The sequence below is a fragment of the Streptomyces sp. NBC_00414 genome (genome assembly GCF_036038375.1).
In the GTDB taxonomy this organism is placed as follows: Bacteria; Actinomycetota; Actinomycetes; order Streptomycetales; family Streptomycetaceae; genus Streptomyces.
Genome location: NZ_CP107935.1, coordinates 8074846 through 8089813, shown reverse-complemented (window position 1 = coordinate 8089813; position 14968 = coordinate 8074846). Strand labels below are relative to the sequence as shown.

At 71.2% G+C, this 14968-nt stretch carries 14 protein-coding genes and 1 tRNA gene; 5 read left to right on the top strand and 10 right to left on the bottom strand.

Annotation, left to right across the window (positions count from 1 at the left end; translation table 11 throughout):
• Positions 1–28 precede the first annotated feature (28 nt).
• The 4 genes from mshC to OHS59_RS35175 all read right to left on the bottom strand — a co-directional run bounded on the left by mshC (position 29) and on the right by OHS59_RS35175 (position 3575).
• Positions 29–1258, bottom strand: coding sequence for a cysteine--1-D-myo-inosityl 2-amino-2-deoxy-alpha-D-glucopyranoside ligase (mshC, locus tag OHS59_RS35190; protein WP_328497385.1), 1230 nt, complete (start codon positions 1256–1258; stop codon positions 29–31).
• 112 nt (positions 1259–1370) lie between these two features.
• On the bottom strand, positions 1371–2231 hold the full coding sequence (locus tag OHS59_RS35185; RefSeq protein WP_328497384.1) for an SCO1664 family protein: 861 nt from the start codon (positions 2229–2231) through the stop codon (positions 1371–1373).
• Positions 2195–2785, bottom strand: coding sequence for a DUF3090 domain-containing protein (locus tag OHS59_RS35180; protein WP_328497383.1), 591 nt, complete (start codon positions 2783–2785; stop codon positions 2195–2197). Before OHS59_RS35180 ends, OHS59_RS35185 begins: the two co-directional genes overlap by 37 nt.
• A 103-nt stretch (positions 2786–2888) precedes the next feature.
• The gene (locus OHS59_RS35175; protein WP_328497382.1) at positions 2889–3575 is read right to left on the bottom strand and encodes a histidine phosphatase family protein; all 687 of its coding nucleotides are present in this window, start codon (positions 3573–3575) and stop codon (positions 2889–2891) included.
• 62 nt (positions 3576–3637) lie between these two features.
• On the opposite strand from OHS59_RS35175, the gene OHS59_RS35170 reads away from it, so the two are divergent.
• Positions 3638–4636, top strand: a complete 999-nt coding sequence (locus OHS59_RS35170; RefSeq protein ID WP_328497381.1) for a magnesium and cobalt transport protein CorA — start codon at positions 3638–3640, stop codon at positions 4634–4636.
• A gap of 78 nt (positions 4637–4714) precedes the next feature.
• Here OHS59_RS35170 and OHS59_RS35165 read toward each other — a convergent pair whose 3' ends face one another.
• Together OHS59_RS35165 and OHS59_RS35160 are read right to left on the bottom strand one after the other, a co-directional pair.
• On the bottom strand, positions 4715–5503 hold the full coding sequence (locus OHS59_RS35165; protein WP_328497380.1) for a ferritin-like domain-containing protein: 789 nt from the start codon (positions 5501–5503) through the stop codon (positions 4715–4717).
• A gap of 240 nt (positions 5504–5743) precedes the next feature.
• Positions 5744–6808, bottom strand: a complete 1065-nt coding sequence (locus tag OHS59_RS35160; protein ID WP_328497379.1) for an LLM class F420-dependent oxidoreductase — start codon at positions 6806–6808, stop codon at positions 5744–5746.
• A gap of 150 nt (positions 6809–6958) precedes the next feature.
• On the opposite strand from OHS59_RS35160, the gene OHS59_RS35155 reads away from it, so the two are divergent.
• Positions 6959–7942 carry an aldo/keto reductase gene (locus OHS59_RS35155; RefSeq protein ID WP_328497378.1) on the top strand — a complete coding sequence of 328 codons (984 nt, stop codon included), beginning with the start codon at positions 6959–6961 and terminating at the stop codon, positions 7940–7942.
• Positions 7939–10251, top strand: coding sequence for a helix-hairpin-helix domain-containing protein (locus OHS59_RS35150; protein ID WP_443061551.1), 2313 nt, complete (start codon positions 7939–7941; stop codon positions 10249–10251). Before OHS59_RS35155 ends, OHS59_RS35150 begins: the two co-directional genes overlap by 4 nt.
• A gap of 112 nt (positions 10252–10363) precedes the next feature.
• Here the strand turns inward: OHS59_RS35150 and OHS59_RS35145 are convergent, their stop codons facing one another.
• Entirely contained in the window at positions 10364–11095 is a 732-nt protein-coding gene (locus tag OHS59_RS35145) for a hypothetical protein (RefSeq protein ID WP_328497377.1), read from the bottom strand.
• A 47-nt stretch (positions 11096–11142) separates the two neighbouring features.
• Between OHS59_RS35145 and OHS59_RS35140 the strand changes: the two genes are divergently transcribed.
• The gene (locus tag OHS59_RS35140; protein WP_221351341.1) at positions 11143–11331 is read left to right on the top strand and encodes a DUF5703 family protein; all 189 of its coding nucleotides are present in this window, start codon (positions 11143–11145) and stop codon (positions 11329–11331) included.
• Between the two features lie 134 nt (positions 11332–11465).
• On the opposite strand, the gene OHS59_RS35135 is transcribed toward OHS59_RS35140, so the two are convergent.
• The 3 genes from OHS59_RS35135 to OHS59_RS35125 all read right to left on the bottom strand — a co-directional run bounded on the left by OHS59_RS35135 (position 11466) and on the right by OHS59_RS35125 (position 14218).
• Positions 11466–12293, bottom strand: a complete 828-nt coding sequence (locus OHS59_RS35135) for a chaplin (protein ID WP_328497376.1) — start codon at positions 12291–12293, stop codon at positions 11466–11468.
• Between the two features lie 163 nt (positions 12294–12456).
• Positions 12457–12690 carry a chaplin ChpH gene (gene chpH / locus OHS59_RS35130; protein ID WP_107021063.1) on the bottom strand — a complete coding sequence of 78 codons (234 nt, stop codon included), beginning with the start codon at positions 12688–12690 and terminating at the stop codon, positions 12457–12459.
• A 202-nt stretch (positions 12691–12892) separates the two neighbouring features.
• Positions 12893–14218 carry a M20/M25/M40 family metallo-hydrolase gene (locus OHS59_RS35125; RefSeq protein ID WP_328497374.1) on the bottom strand — a complete coding sequence of 442 codons (1326 nt, stop codon included), beginning with the start codon at positions 14216–14218 and terminating at the stop codon, positions 12893–12895.
• Positions 14219–14426: 208 nt separating this feature from the next.
• On the opposite strand from OHS59_RS35125, the gene OHS59_RS35120 reads away from it, so the two are divergent.
• Positions 14427–14514 (top strand) — tRNA-Leu (locus tag OHS59_RS35120).
• Positions 14515–14968 lie beyond the last annotated feature (454 nt).

Below are 14968 nucleotides of genomic sequence, written 5' to 3'. Positions count from 1 at the left end.
GTTGTGCGGCGCCCGATCCGAAAGGCCCCTAGAGGGCCACGCCCATCAGGGCGTCCACGGCACGTGAGACGACGCCGGGGGCGCCCTCGTCCGTACCGCCCGTCTCCTCCTGGAGCGCGGCCCAGCGGTCGACGGCCAGCAGCGCGGCCGGCGCGTCCAGGTCGTTCGCGAGGGCCTCGCGGATCTCGTCGACGAGGGCCTCGGCCGACGGCCCGTCGGGCCGCGACACCGCGGCCCGCCAGCGCTCCAGACGGGCGAGGGCGTCCTGGAGCACCTGGTCCGTCCACTCCCAGTCGGCCCGGTAGTGGTGCGAGAGCAGGGCGAGCCGGATGGCCGCCGGGTCGACGCCTTCACGGCGCAGCGTCGACACGAAGACGAGGTTGCCCTTGGACTTGGACATCTTCTGGCCGTCGAGCGCGACCATGCCGGCGTGCACGTACGCCTTGGCCATCGGGAACTCGCCGGTCAGCGCCTGGGCGTGGGAGGCGCCCATCTCGTGGTGCGGGAAGGCGAGGTCGGAGCCGCCGCCCTGGACGTCGAAGCCCATTCCCAGGTGGTCGAGTGCGATCGCGACGCACTCGATGTGCCAGCCGGGCCGTCCCTGGCCGAGCGAGCCGCCGTCCCAGCTCGGCTCGCCCTCGCGGGCCGCCATCCACAGCATCGGGTCGAGCGGGTTCTTCTTGCCCGGACGGTCCGGGTCGCCGCCGCGCTCGGCGGACAGCAGCCGCATCGCCGCCACGTCCAGGTTGGCCACCCCGCCGAAGTGCGGATCGGCCTCCACGGAGAAGTAGACGTCCCCGTCGAGTTCGTACGCGGCACCGGAGTCCCGCAGCCGCTCGACCAGCGGGACGATCCCGGGTATGGCCTCGACGGCGCCGATGTAGTGCCTCGGGGGCAGCATCCGCAGGGCGGTCATGTCCTCGCGGAAGAGGGTGGTCTCCTGCTCGGCGAGCGAGACCCAGTCGACGTTGTCCCGCGCCGCGCGCTCCAGCAGCGGATCGTCGACGTCCGTCACGTTCTGGACGTAATGGACCTGCCGCTTGGTGTCGAGCCACACGCGCTGCACGAGGTCGAACGCGTTGTAGGTCGCCGCGTGACCGATGTGGGTCGCGTCGTACGGAGTGATGCCGCAGACGTAGATACGGGCGACGGGACCGGGGTCGAGGGTCACAGGACCACCGGTCGCGGTGTCGTGGATCTTGAGGTCGCGGCCCTTGCCGGGCAGGGCGGGGACCTCGGAAGCGGGCCAGGCATGCATACCTTGAGCCTAACCGGACGGATGTTCCGTATACGAACCGGACCAGGCCGGATGGCCTGACAGGCGTTCTTGCGCGGGGTCCCGAAGTGTGCGTCCGGAGTGTGTGTCCGGGCTATACGGGCGGCCAGGGGATCGCGGGCCACTCCCCCGAGGGCTCCGGATGCCGTCCGGACGCGAGCAGAGCGGCCACACGCGCGCGCGTGGCGTCCAGTTCCGCCGGGGTGATCAGTTCCCCCAGCCGCACGCCCAGCGCCCCTCCCAGGGCGTCCCTGAGCCGCTCCAGGGCCTCGACCGCCTCGGGGGTGAGCTTCTCCCCCGCCCAGCCCCACAGCAGCGTGCGCAGCTTGTTCTCGGCGTTGAAGGTCACCCCGTGGTCGATCCCGTACAGCCGTCCCCCGGTGGTGGGCAGCAGGTGGCCGCCCTTGCGGTCGGCGTTGTTGATCACCGCGTCGAGGACGGCGAGCCTGCGCAGCCGTTCGTCGTCGGCGTGCACGAGCAGGGCCGTACGCCCCTCGCCGACCTCGGCGAACCCGACGGCCTTCCAGCCCTCGCCCGGCTCCTCGGCGTCGACGAGCGCGAGCAGCCCGGCGCCACCGCCGTCAGCCTCGCCGTCGCCTTCACCGTCGGCGCCTTCGCCGCCGTCCGGCGACTCGATCCACAGCTGGCACATGCCCTCGCCGTACGGCCCGTCGCGCAGCACGGTGGTCGGGACGAGCCCCCAGCCGGTGGCCTCGGACACCTCGTACGCCGCGACCTCACGCTGGGCGAGGGTGCCGTCGGGGAAGTCCCACAGCGGCCGCTCGCCGGCGACCGGCTTGTAGACGCAGGACGCCTCGCGCCCCTCGTACGACACGTCGCACAGCAGCACCGCGTTCGAGGCCTCACGGATGCGGCCGCGGACCGTCAGCTCACCCTCGGTGAGCAGCTCGGCCGTGGTCACGCCTCGCGACGGTATCCGTTCTGGCGCGGACATACGTGTCCTTCCGGGTCGAGCGGGAGACTGCACAGCGGGCAGGGCGGCCGGCCGGCGTTGACGACTTCGAGGGCACGCTTGGCGAAGGCCCTGGCCTGGGCGCCGGTGAGGCGAACCCGCAGCATCGGCGGCCCGTTCTCCTCGTCCTGGAGGAGTTCCTCCTCGGCGGCGGCCAGGTCCTCCTCGGAGTCGGCGTCCAGCTCGACGAGCGCCTGCGCCTCGACGATCATGCGCTGCTCGTCGCCGTCCCAGGCGAGGGCCATGGTGCCGACCCGGAACTCCTCCTCGACGGGCGATTCGAGCGGGGCGGTGTCGGAGACCTCCGTCGGGGGCAGCACGGGTACGGGAGCGATGCCCCCGGTACGCCGTACGACCTCGTCGAGAAGCTCGTCCATTCGTTCGGCGAGCGCCGCGACCTGCGTCTTCTCCAGGGCCACACTGGTCACCCGGGGGCCGGAGGAGGCCTGCAGGAAGAAGGTACGGCGCCCTGGCAGCCCGACCGTGCCGGCTACGAAACGGTCCGGCGGGTCGTAGAGGAACACCTGACGGGACACGTCCTGTCTCCATTGGATCGATCGACTGCTTCTGCCGTCGACTGCGTCTGCTGCTGACAACTGCTGCGCTGCTTCGACCGCTTCACCCTACTGCGGCCGACGATCACGGTGCGCCCGCACCGCCCCCGACGGCTGCGTCGCCTTCGGACTGTTCCTCGCGCGGCGCGAGGGAGGTGAGATCGCCGGTGTCCCCGAGGCGTACGAGAAAAGGCCTCAGTCGTGTGTAACGGATCGCGGTGATGGAACACGGTTCTACGGAGATCCGCTGGAAGAGGTCCAGATGAAGACCGAGCGCGTCCGCGACAAGAGACTTGATGATGTCGCCGTGCGAGCACATGAGGTACACGGCGTCACTGCCGTGGTCGCGCTCCACGCGCGCGTTCCACTCCCGTACCGCTTCGGCGGCGCGGGTCTGCATGGCGCGCATGGACTCACCGCCCGGGAACGCGGCGGCGGAGGGGTGCGACTGCACGACCTCCATCAGCGGTTCGCCCGACAGCTCGGCGAGCTTGCGCCCGGACCAGTCTCCGTAGTGGCACTCCCCGATGCGCTCGTCGGAGTGGGCCGTGAGCCCGGGACGGGCGTCGAGGAGGGGCTGAATCGTTTCCTGACAGCGCTGGAGGGGGCTGCTGACTATTTCGGAGAGCGGCAGTTCCGCGAGGCGCCCGGGCAGCGCCGCGGCCTGCGCGGCGCCGCGCTCGTCGAGGGCGACGCCGGGTGTCCATCCGGCGAGGAGTCCCGCGGTGTTGGCGGTGGAACGTCCGTGCCGGACGAGGATCAAGGTGGGCATGTGGCCCAGCGTAGGCGCCGTATCGAGTGCGTCGTCGAACGAGTGACTGGAGAATACGCTCTGTGATCGTGGACTGTGCCATCTACCGGGACGGACACCGGACCGAGGGCCCGGAGGATCTGTCCGACGCCCTGGCCGCGGCACGTGCCTACGGGGACGCCTTCGTGTGGATAGGGCTGCACGAGCCGACGGAGCGCGAGTTCGAACTCGTCACCGACGAGTTCGGGCTGCACGAGCTGGCCGTGGAGGACGCCCTCAAGGCGCATCAGCGCCCCAAGCTGGAGGTCTACGACGACTCGCTGTTCGCGGTCCTCAAGCCGGTGACGTACGAGCCGGACAGCGACACCGTGTCGTCCGGCGAGCTCATGATCTTCCTGGGCGACTGCTTCGTGGTGACCGTGCGGCACGGCGAGGGCTCGCCCCTCAAGGTCGTGCGCGGCCGGCTGGAGAAGGATCCGGAGATGATGCGTCTCGGTCCGACGGCGGTGCTCTACGCGATCGCCGACGCCACCGTCGACCATTACCTGGAGGTGGCGACCGAGCTGCAGACCGACCTGGAGGAGCTGGAGGCGGAGGTGTTCTCGCCGGACGACGGCGGCTCCCGGCACACCGCGTCCCGGATCTACACCTTCAAGCGGCAGATCCAGGAGTTCCGCAGGGCCACCGGGCCGCTGTCGGTGCCGTTGAACCGCCTCGCGGGCGCGGGTGTCGTCGGCCCCGTGGTGCCGTTCGTCGACGACAAGGCGCACCCGTTCTTCCGGGACGTCAACGACCACCTGACCCGCGTGAACGAGTCGGTGGAGTCCCTGGACCGGCTGGTCTCGGACGTCCTGTCGGCGCACCTGGCGCAGATGAGCGTGCGGCAGAACGACGACATGCGGAAGATCTCCTCGTGGGCCGCCATGGCCGCGGTCCCCACGATGATCGCGGGGATCTACGGCATGAACTTCGAGCACATGCCGGAGCTGCACTGGCTCTGGGCCTATCCGGCGGTCGTCCTGATCATGGTGGTCCTTGAGGTGCTGCTGTTCCGGCTCTTCAAGAAGCGGGGGTGGCTGTAGCCGGCCCTCGGAAAAGCTCCACGCGCGCGTGACGCGTACGAGGCGCCACGCGCGCGTGGCGGACGGTGGCGGGGGCGCTCAGGCGAACCCGGACGCCGTCGTCGCCGGTCCGTTCAGGGCGCCGCGCCGCTCGGGCATCGTCAGGGAGACCATCCGCCGCCAGCCGACCGCCCGCTCGTACGCGTACATGGCGCGGATGCCCGCGCCGAGCAGCGCCGCCTTGGGGCGGGACCAGCCGAGGATGGGCCCCATGTGGGCCATCACGGCGAGGCTGACGTCCCGGTAGACACCGACCTCGGCCAGCGCGCACTCGCGCAGGGTCCGCTGGATGGCCCGGCCGTGGCCCGCGTGGGCGAAGCGCAGCAGTTCCTCGTGGCAGTACGCGAGGTGGTTGTCCTCGTCGTCGGAGATCATCCGTACGGCCTTGCCGATCTCCGGGTGGTCGCCGAAGTCCTTGCGGAGCATCACCATCTGGTCCGCGGCACGCTGCTCCGTGACCCTGCTGTGGGAGAGGTAGGTGACGATGTCCTCCACGGTGAGCGGCTCGTCGCGCTTGAGCTTGTCGTGCGCGAGGCCGATGCCGTTCTTCTCCAGGAGCATCGTGTAGTCCGTCTCGGGCGGTACCTCGACGGGGGTGAGACCCCGTTTCTTCATGAGCGCGTTGAAGATCCGGCCGTGCTTGTCCTCGTCGGCGCCGTGCCGGGTGATCTTGGGTGCGAGTGCGCGCTCGGTCTCCGGGACGAGGGCCGCGATGCGCGCGTTCTCCCAGCCTCCCTGTGTCTCCCCGCTGGCGGCGATGGAGCAGAAGAGCCGGAACGCTTCGTCGTTGTCGATGATTTCCTGGAAAAGACTCTTGGCCGAAAGCATGACTGCCACCTCCACGCGGGAGTCCGTCTCCGTGCGGTACTCCGCAAAGAACGAGTCAAATGGGCAGCCAGGGGTGCGGCAACATCTGTGTCGGACAAATCCGCCGAACGACGGACGCACGGGGAATGCCAGGCGCGTAACCGAGCGGGCTGTCGCGCGTTGTTCTCCGTGACGGCCGTGGCGGGGAAGACCCCCCGAGCCCCCACCACGGCCGTAGAACTCTCCCGTCCCGGACAGGCCCTAGGCCAGTCCGGCCCGCTCCAGGGCTTCGAACCCGGCCCGCAGCGAGGCGAGGCGGTCGTCCAGGGTGAAGCCCGCCGGGGCCAGCGTGAGCGTGGTGACGCCGGCGGCCGCGTAGGCCTTCATCCGGTCCGCGATGCGGTCCACGGAGCCGAGCAGCGTGGTCTGGTCGATGAGCTGGTGCGGAATCGCCGCCGCCGCACCCTCCTTGTCGCCGGCCAGGTACTTGTCCTGGATCTCGGCGGCCTCCTTCTCGTACCCCATGCGCTGCGCGAGCTGGTTGTAGAAGTTCTGCTTGCGGCTGCCCATGCCGCCCACGTAGAGAGCGGTGTACGGGCGGAACATGTCGGCCAGCGCCGGTACGTCCTTGTCCCCGCTCTCGGAGCCCAGCGCGATCGGCACCGTCGGACAGACGTCGAAGCCGTCCATGGTCAGGCCGGCCTTCTCGCGGCCCGCCCGCAGGTGCTTGACCGCGGTGTCCTCCAGGTGGTCCGCGGACGGGAAGATCAGCAGGGCGCCGTCGGCGATCTCGCCGGTCTGCTCCAGGTTCTTCGGGCCGATCGCGGCGATGTAGAGCGGGATGTGCTCGCGCTCCGGATGCACGGTCAGCTTGAGCGGCTTGCCCGGGCCGCCCGGCAGCGGGAGGGTCCAGTGCGTGCCCTCGTACGACAGGCGCTCGCGGGTCATCGCCTTGCGCACGATCTCGACGTACTCGCGGGTGCGGGCCAGCGGCTTGTCGAACTTGACGCCGTACCAGCCCTCGGAGACCTGCGGTCCGGAGACGCCGAGGCCGAGCCGGAAGCGGCCGCCGGAGAGCGAGTCCAGGGTGGCCGCGGTCATCGCGGTCATCGTGGGCTGGCGGGCCGGGATCTGGAAGATGGCCGACCCGACGTCCATGCGCTCGGTCTGGGCGGCGACCCAGCTCAGCACGGTGGCCGCGTCCGAGCCGTAGGCCTCGGCGGCCCAGCAGACCGCGTAGCCGAGGCGGTCGGCCTCCTTGGCCACGGCGAGGTTGTCCGCGTCCATTCCGGCACCCCAGTAGCCGAGGTTGATCCCGAGCTGCATGGCCGATCCCCTTACTGATCAGTAACGTCCCTTGTCCGGCACCCTAGCGCGCTGCCGGGCCGAGCGGCAGGGACAGCGTTGCGGATCATGTGACGAAGGTTGTCCACAGGCTTCCCACGCGTCGACTCGTGGCCAGTAATCTCAGCCCCCATGGAGCAGAGGCATCTCGGCCGCACCGGCCTGCGCGTGTCCCGCATCGGACTCGGCACCCTCACCTGGGGCAGGGACACCGACGAACACGACGCCGCGGACCTGTTGAAGGCCTTCTGGGAGGCGGGCGGAACCCTCGTCGACACGGCCGACGTGTACGGGGACGGCGAGGCCGAGTATCTGCTCGGACAGCTCATGGAGGGGCTGGTCCCCCGCCGGGACCTCGTCATATCCACCAAGGCGGGCAGCGTGCCCGACCCGGACCGGCGTTTCGACGGCTCGCGCGGGCACCTGCTGTCCGCCCTCGACGCCTCGCTGGCCCGGCTCAACACGGACCATGTGGACCTGTGGCAGATCCACGCCTTCGACCCGGCCGCGCCGCTGGAGGAGACCCTGCAGGCTCTCGACATCGCTGTCAGCAGCGGCCGGGCCAGATATGCCGGGGTGTCCAACTTCTGCGGCTGGCAGCTCGCGAAGGCCGCGACATGGCAGCTCGCGGCCCCCGGGATACGTACGCGCCTGGCCAGTACGCAGATGGAGTACTCGCTGCTGCAGCGCGGTGTCGAGCGGGAGGTGCTGCCCGCGGCGCTGGATCTGGGGATCGGCCTGCTCCCGTCCTCCCCGCTGGGCCGGGGCGTCCTGACGGGCAAGTACCGCAACGCGACGCCCGCGGACTCGCGGGGCGCCTCGGAGCAGCTGGCGCCGTTCGTCGAGCCGTATCTGGACGACGCGGCGAGCCGCATCGTGGAAGCGGTGGCCACGGCGGCGGACGGCCTCGCGGTGACTCCGCTCCAGGTGGCCCTCGCCTGGGTCCGCGACCGGCCGGGCGTGGCCGCCCCCATCATCGGCGCGCGCAACGCGCTGCAGCTCACGGCCGCGTTGTCAGTGGAGACCCTTAGTCTTCCTGACGAGATCTGCCGAGCGCTCGACGACGTGTCGGCGCCCGTGCACCACTATCCCGATCACGACTGGAGCACGCTGTGACCACGGAGCCGTCCGCCGCCGCGGAGGAAGCCGAGCCGGGGACGCCGGACGCCGGTCCCGAGTCCGAGATGCCAGGCGCGGGGGATCAGCCGGACACCGGGCCCCGCGGGACCGCCTCCCCGGACACCACGGGTGAGGGGGACCCGGCGGACACCGGGGAGGGGTCCCCGGACGAGACCCGCGCCCTCGAAGGGGGCACCGGGGCGGGCGACGGCACCGACGAGGGCGCCGCCGAAGGTGCGGTCCAGTTGTCCGAGGCCGAGGCCGAGTTGGCCGCGCAGCGGGAGTTCCGGGAGCGGATCGAGCGCCGGAAGGCGGAGAAGGCCGGGCCGGTCCTGGCCGGGACGGCGCTGAGCGGGAAGGCCGCCGATCTGCTCGCGGCCGTCCGGGCGGTGGAGAGCGGGGAGAAGCCCTCGGCGAGCGTCTTCAGCGCGGAGCCCACACCGCGCAGGGTCGCGCAGGAGCCGGTGCGGCGCCCGCAGCCCGTGCCCTCCGGCGCCCCGGCGTCGATGGCCTCCGAGTCCGTCGAGGCGGTGCGCGCCGTGCTCGTCCGGGGCGGCGCCCCGGAGGCTCTGGCGCCGCAGACCGCCGCCACCCTCGGTGAGGGAGCGGACGGACAACTGCGCGAGGACCCCTGGCAGCTGCTTCGCGTGGCGGGGGTGCGGCCCGAGCAGGCCGACGGGTTCGCCCGGGCCCTGCTCGGCGATGAGTGCGGTCCGGACGACGAGCGGCGGGGCCGCGCGGTCACGGTGTGGCTCCTCGAACAGGCCGCGCTGGCGGGGCACACCGCCCTGGAGGCCCCGGCCCTGCACGCCGCACTCGTGCAGCGCTCGGTGCCCGACCCCGACGCCGCCGTGCAGAGCGCGCTCGCCGAGGGCGACGCCCTGGTCTTCCAGGACGCGCTGGACGAGCCCGGCGCGCCGCCGGCTCCCCGCCGGTCCGAGGAGGGCGACACCCAGGACGGCGAGGACGGCGAAGAGGCCGGGGAAGTGCGTCCGGTACGCGTCCTCATCGGCCTGGAGCGGTACGCGCTCGCCGAGGAGAGCCTCGCGGACGGACTCGCCCGGGTGGTCAACTCGCTGCCCAAGGAGGACGGTTCCGCCGCGGCCTGGGAGCCGGCCGCGACCGGCTCGGCCGCCGAGCTGATCCGGGCGGTCGCGGGCCACGGCCTCGTCCTGCACACCGGCGGCGAGGCGTCCCGCGCGGAGTCCGCGTCCCTGGTGGCGGCGGCCCGGTCCCTCGGCCTGCGGGTGTGCGCCGCCGCCCACCACCCGGACGGCCGCCGCCGCTTCGCCGAGCTGCTCGCCACCGCGCGGGACGCGCGTGACACGGCCGAGGACGGTCGTCCCGACCCGATCGTGGCCACCGTCGCCGGTCTGCTCTCCGGCGAGGAAGGTCCGGGGCGGGATTCCGACGGGATGCTCCGGACCGACCTCCTGGTCGTGCTGGACGCGCCGCAGCTCGACATCGAGAGCGCGGCGATGCTCGCCGAGTCGCTGCCCGACGGCGCCCGGCTCATGCTGAGCGGGGACCCCGGCGTGCTGTGGTCGGCGGGGCCCGGGCGGGTCTTCGCGGACCTGCTCGCCGCGCGGGTGTGCCCGCAGATCGCCTCGCGGACGCCGGACCCGGGTCCCGTGGGCGAACTGGTCTCGGGCATCGGCATCGGCGAGCTGAACCAGGTCGAGGCCCCCGGCAAGGAAGTGGTGATCATCCCGGTGCGTGACGCCGGGGAGGCGGTCCACCGCACCGTGCAGCTGGTCGCCGACTCGGTGCCGCGCGCGATCGGCATCCCTGCCGGACAGACCCAGGTGATCACTCCGGGCCACGGCGGCGCCGCGGGCACCCGGGTGCTCAACGCCGCGCTGAAGGAGCGGCTCAACCCGGGCCCCGGCCGCTTCGGCGGTTTCGACCCGGGCGACCGGATCGCGTACACGCCCACACCGGGCCGTTCCGTCCCGGGCCATGTGGTGAAGGCCGACGCCGCCGGGCTGCACCTGGAGTGCGCGGGTGAGCCCGTCGTCGTGCCGAAGGAGCGGGTGGAGCAGACCGTGCGGCACGGCTGGGCGCTCACCGCCCACCAGTCCGTCGGGGTGCACTGGCCCGCCGTGGTCGTGGTGCTGCCCGGCGACGCGGCACAGGCACTCTCCAGGCCCTGGGTCTACACCGCCTTCGGCCGCGCCGACCGGCATCTGTCCGTGGTCCACGGCGTGGAGCAGGCGCTGCCGCACGCGGTGGCGGAGGTCGCCGCGAAGCCCCGTACGACGAGGCTGCCGGCCCTGCTCACGGCCCAGGTCCCGGCGTCGGGCTGAGCCCGGCCCCGTACCGGCCCGGTTCGGAACGCGGCGGTGGCGGTCACCGGGCCCTCGGGGCCGGTGACCGCCACCGTGGAAGTGCAGCGGACCGTCGGGGTGCGGTGGGCCGTCAGCGGTCCGCGTTCCGAGCCCTCAGGTTCTCGGCTTCGACCTCGGCCTCGTCGAGGGCGCCTTCGAGTTCCGGCTCGACGGCGTCGTCCACCTCGTCCTCGATGTCGTCGTCGGCGTCGTCGTCGAAGACCGCGCTGACGTCGAAGCGGCACACCACCTGGTGGGTGTCGGCCTGGTCGAACGGCGCGTCCAGCCACTCACCCGGCTCGGCCGGTTCGTCCGAGGCGGTCACCCACAGCGTCGAGTCGCCCTCCTCCAGGCCGAACTCCTTGTGCCGGGAGGCGATCTCGTCGGGCTCGAACTCGCCGAAGAGGACACCGAGCGCTCCGTGCACGGTCCCGGAAGCGGCGTCGAAGCCCGCGGTCACGACCCCCGACTCCTCCACCGCTTCGACCCGCTGGGCCTGCGCCAGCAGCCGCTGCGGCTCCACCACCGCGTAGTCCCGGCGGATCAGCACGCTCAGCGAGTTGGGCTCCTCCGGACCGGTGTACGGCGGCAGGGCGTCGTCCGACCCCGGGATCTCGAAAGGGGTGACCTCGTCGTAGCGGTCGTAGAGGAGCTCGTCGTACTCCTCGGCGGCCGCGGCCAGCTCGTTGAACGCCTCGTAGACGGCCGGGTCGTCCTCACCCGACCTGCGCTCTACCGCCGCCAGGTGGCGGTCGAGCGCGGTCTTGACCGCCTCGGCGGCGGCGCGTACCTCGGCAGCGGTGGGCTGCGCAGCATCAGACATAGTGCAGACGCTATCCGTACAGGGCCTCCGCACGCACAATAGATGCGATGCCGGAATACGAATTTGTCGACGTGTATGTGCCGCGCGGGGTCTCCCGCAAGGAAGCGACACGCCTGCTGACGGACCATGCCGAGTACGGACACTGGGAGTTGGACCGCCTCAGCCTGCACACCGACGGCAGCCGCAGGGTGCGGTTGCGCCGACGGATCATCCGCCAGGTGCGCGCCACGTGGTGACGCGGGACGGCTGAAACGCAGCGGGCCCCGCACACGCGGGGCCCGCTCCGTTCGACCTGCTCGGGGACAAGGACCCACACCCCAGGCAATTCATCACACCATGACCCGATTTGAGACGTTATGGTGCCGGTGACTCACACCGAGGCGCGTGCCTTGCGGTAGAGCACGGCGCCCGCGAGCAGCGCGCCCGCACCCACCGGCAGCGCGAGGCCCAGCGGCACCCCGGCGCCGGTCTGCGCGAGGTGCGCCGAACCGTCGGACCGGACGTCACCCTGGGCACCCTGGGCATTCGCGTGCGAGGCGCCCTGGTTGCCGTTGCCGTTCCCGTTGCCGGACCCACCGGGCCGGTCCGAGTCGCCGTCCTGTCCCGGCTGCCCCGGCTTGCCGTGCCCTCCAGGCGTGCCCGGCTGCCCGTGGTCGCCCTGCTGGCCCGGCTTGCCCGGAGAGTTCGGCCCCCCGTGGCCGGGGGACGTCTCCCCGTGTCCGCTGCCGGTGTTCGCACAGGAGTTGCCCGTGGCCGTGTTGCCGAGGCCGCCGACGGAGACGTTGTTGCCGCAGACGTTGACCGGCACGTCGACCGGGATCCGCACATGGTTGCCGGAGCCCACTCCGGGCGAGTCGTCGGTGTGCCCCCCGGCCTGCGATCCACCGCCCGATCCGTGGTGCCCCGACCCATGGTGACCGGAGCCGTGGTGGCCGGAGCCGGTGCCCTTGCCGGCCCCCTTGTTGGAGCACTTGTTGCCGACCGCCGGGTTGAGCACCCCGACCACGTTCACGGTGTTGCCGCAGACGTTGACCGGCGCGTGCACCGGCGCCTGCACCGAGTTCCCGGAGAGTACGCCCGGGGAGCCCGAAGCGGTGCCGTGCGCCCCCGAGTCGGCGTGCGCGTAGCCGCCGGTGGCCGCGAGGACACCGGTCGCCGCCGCCACCGTCATCAGGCCTTTGCGGGTGACCTGTCGCATAGCTTTTCCCTGCCCCTTGTAAAGCCGTGTGGTGCGCGATAGCGCGGTATACGGAATGTCGGCGGCCCCGGAGCGCATGGCACGCACTCCGGGGCCGCGGACTCAGACCCTCATGGAATTCAGACCTTCATGGGGTGCAGGCCCTCATGAGGTGAGCACAACGTCAGACGTTGGTGCAGGTGTTACCGAAGGCGGGGTTCAGCAGCCCGATCACGGAGACCGTGTTGCCGCAGACGTTCACCGGGATGTGGATGGGCGCCTGGACGACGTTGCCCGAGAGCACGCCGGGGGAGCCGACAGCAGCGCCCTGAGCACCGGCGTCGGCAACCGCAAGACCCGCACCGGCGAGAACGAGGCCACCCGTGGCAGCCGCAGCGGCGACGATCTTCTTGATCATTGTTCCTCCTAGTAGTCACATGTGATCCCAGCCGCGGATCACATCAGCAGTAACGAGGAGGGAGTAATAGGGCTACGAGCTTATGAGCGCATTCACTCTTCTCAGTCGACTCCGTACGCGCTGGCGATTATTGGAGTGTCGTTTCAGCGGGTTAATGCCGGACACACCCGTCCGGCATCACTCAGGAAGCTTCGATCCCGGCTCAGGAGGCCTCGATGAACCGGTCGAGCACCCGCACGCCGAACTTCAGGGCGTCGACCGGTACCCGCTCGTCGACACCGTGGAACATCCCGGCGAAGTCCAGCTCCGGCGGCAGCTTCAGCGGGGCGAAGCCGAAGCAGCGGATGCCGAGGTCGTCGAAGGACTTGGCGTCGGTGCCGGCGGAGAGCATGTACGGGACGGCCCGCGCGATCGGGTCCTCGGCGATCAGCGCGGTCTGCATGGCGTCCACGAGGGCCCCGTCGAAGGTGGTCTCCAGGGCCTTGTCCGCGTGCACGTCCTCGCGCTTCACGTTCGGGCCGAGGATCCGGTCGAGGTCGGCGAGGAACTCCTCCTCGTAACCGGGCAGGTAGCGGGCGTCGACGTGCGCGGTGGCCTGCCCCGGGATCACGTTCACCTTGTAGCCCGCGCCGAGCTGGGTCGGGTTGGCGGTGTTCTGGAGCGAGGCGCCGATGAGCTTGGCGATACCGCCGAGCTTGGCCAGCGTCGCGTCCATGTTCTCCGGGTCCAGCTCGGTGCCGAGGGCGTCGCCGAGCTCGTCCAGGAAGTGCCGCAGCGTCTTCGTCACGCGCACCGGGAACTTGTGCCGCCCGAGCCGTCCCACGGCCTCCGACAGCTCGGTGATCGCGTTGTCCTTGTGGATCATCGAGCCGTGCCCGGCGGTGCCGTCCACGGTCAGCTTCATCCAGTGCATGCCCTTCTGGGCGGTCTCCACCAGATACAGCCGCAGGTTCTCGTTGACAGTGAAGGAGAAACCGCCGACCTCACCGATCGCCTCCGTCACACCCTCGAAGAGATCGGGGTGCTTGGTGACGAGGTGCTTGGCGCCGAACTTGCCGCCCGCCTCCTCGTCGGCCAGGAATGCCAGCACGAGGTCACGGGGAGGCTTGCGGCCGCCGCGCATCCGCTCGCGTACGACCGCGAGGGTCATCGCGTCCATGTCCTTCATGTCGACTGCGCCGCGGCCCCAGACACAGCCGTCGGCGATCTCGCCGGAGAACGGGTGGTGCGTCCAGTCCTGGGCGTTCGCCGGTACGACGTCGGTGTGGCCGTGGATGAGCAGGCCGGGCCGCGAGCGGTCCTCGCCCTCGATCCTGACCACCGTGGAGGCGCGGCCGGTGTGCGACTCGAAGATCTGCGGTTCGAGGCCCACCTCGGCGAGCTTCTCCGCGACGTACTCGGCGGCCTTGCGCTCACCCGGACCCGAGTGGTCGCCGTAGTTGCTGGTGTCGATCCGGATCAGCTCGCGGCAGAGGTCGACGACCTCGTCCTCACCCTTGATGCCCTTGGTCGTGTCCTGCTCGCTCACGTGCTTCCTCCCACTGTCACTGCTGGTGGTCCCCCACGTCCTTCCCCCTCATCCTCTCTCTCCGGTCCTCCCCGCCCAAGGCCGGACCACGCCCGTCACACGCCGTTCACGCCCCGCCGCCCGGCACCGCCCCGTGATCGGGGGCTCTCCAAAGCCTGGTAATGTTTCCTTCGTCGCCGCGAGGGGAACCCCGCGCGACAGACACCTTGTCCGGGTGGCGGAATGGCAGACGCGCTAGCTTGAGGTGCTAGTGCCCTTTATCGGGCGTGGGGGTTCAAGTCCCCCCTCGGACACCAGCTGAGACCCCACTTAATGTGGGGTCTTCTGCGTTTCATAGCCACGCCGTGAGCTTGAGCAACCCCGTGACCACTGCGGCGGTCCGCCCGCGCGCAGGGCAGATTCACATATGAGGGCCCCTGAACGGGCGGGGGTGCGGCACGCAGACGCCGGCTGGTCGGCCCCGGTGCCGGTGCCGGGCAGGAACGATCGGGATCCACCATCCGGAAAACGCCGTGCAGCATCGCCGCGACACCGCCCGCGATGACGGGCGAGGGCCGCGTCTGCCTTGCGGCGTACGAAGCGCTCGCGTCCGACACCGAAGTCCCCCACCGCCCGCTGTCCGAACCCGGCCTGCGGAGCATCGCCGTCGAGCACCGCGCGCATCACCGGCTGAGCCACGTACCGGCGCCGAGCACTCTCGCGCGAAGGTTCGTACGCGCGGATCAGACGGGGGTCGTCCACGAACCCGGG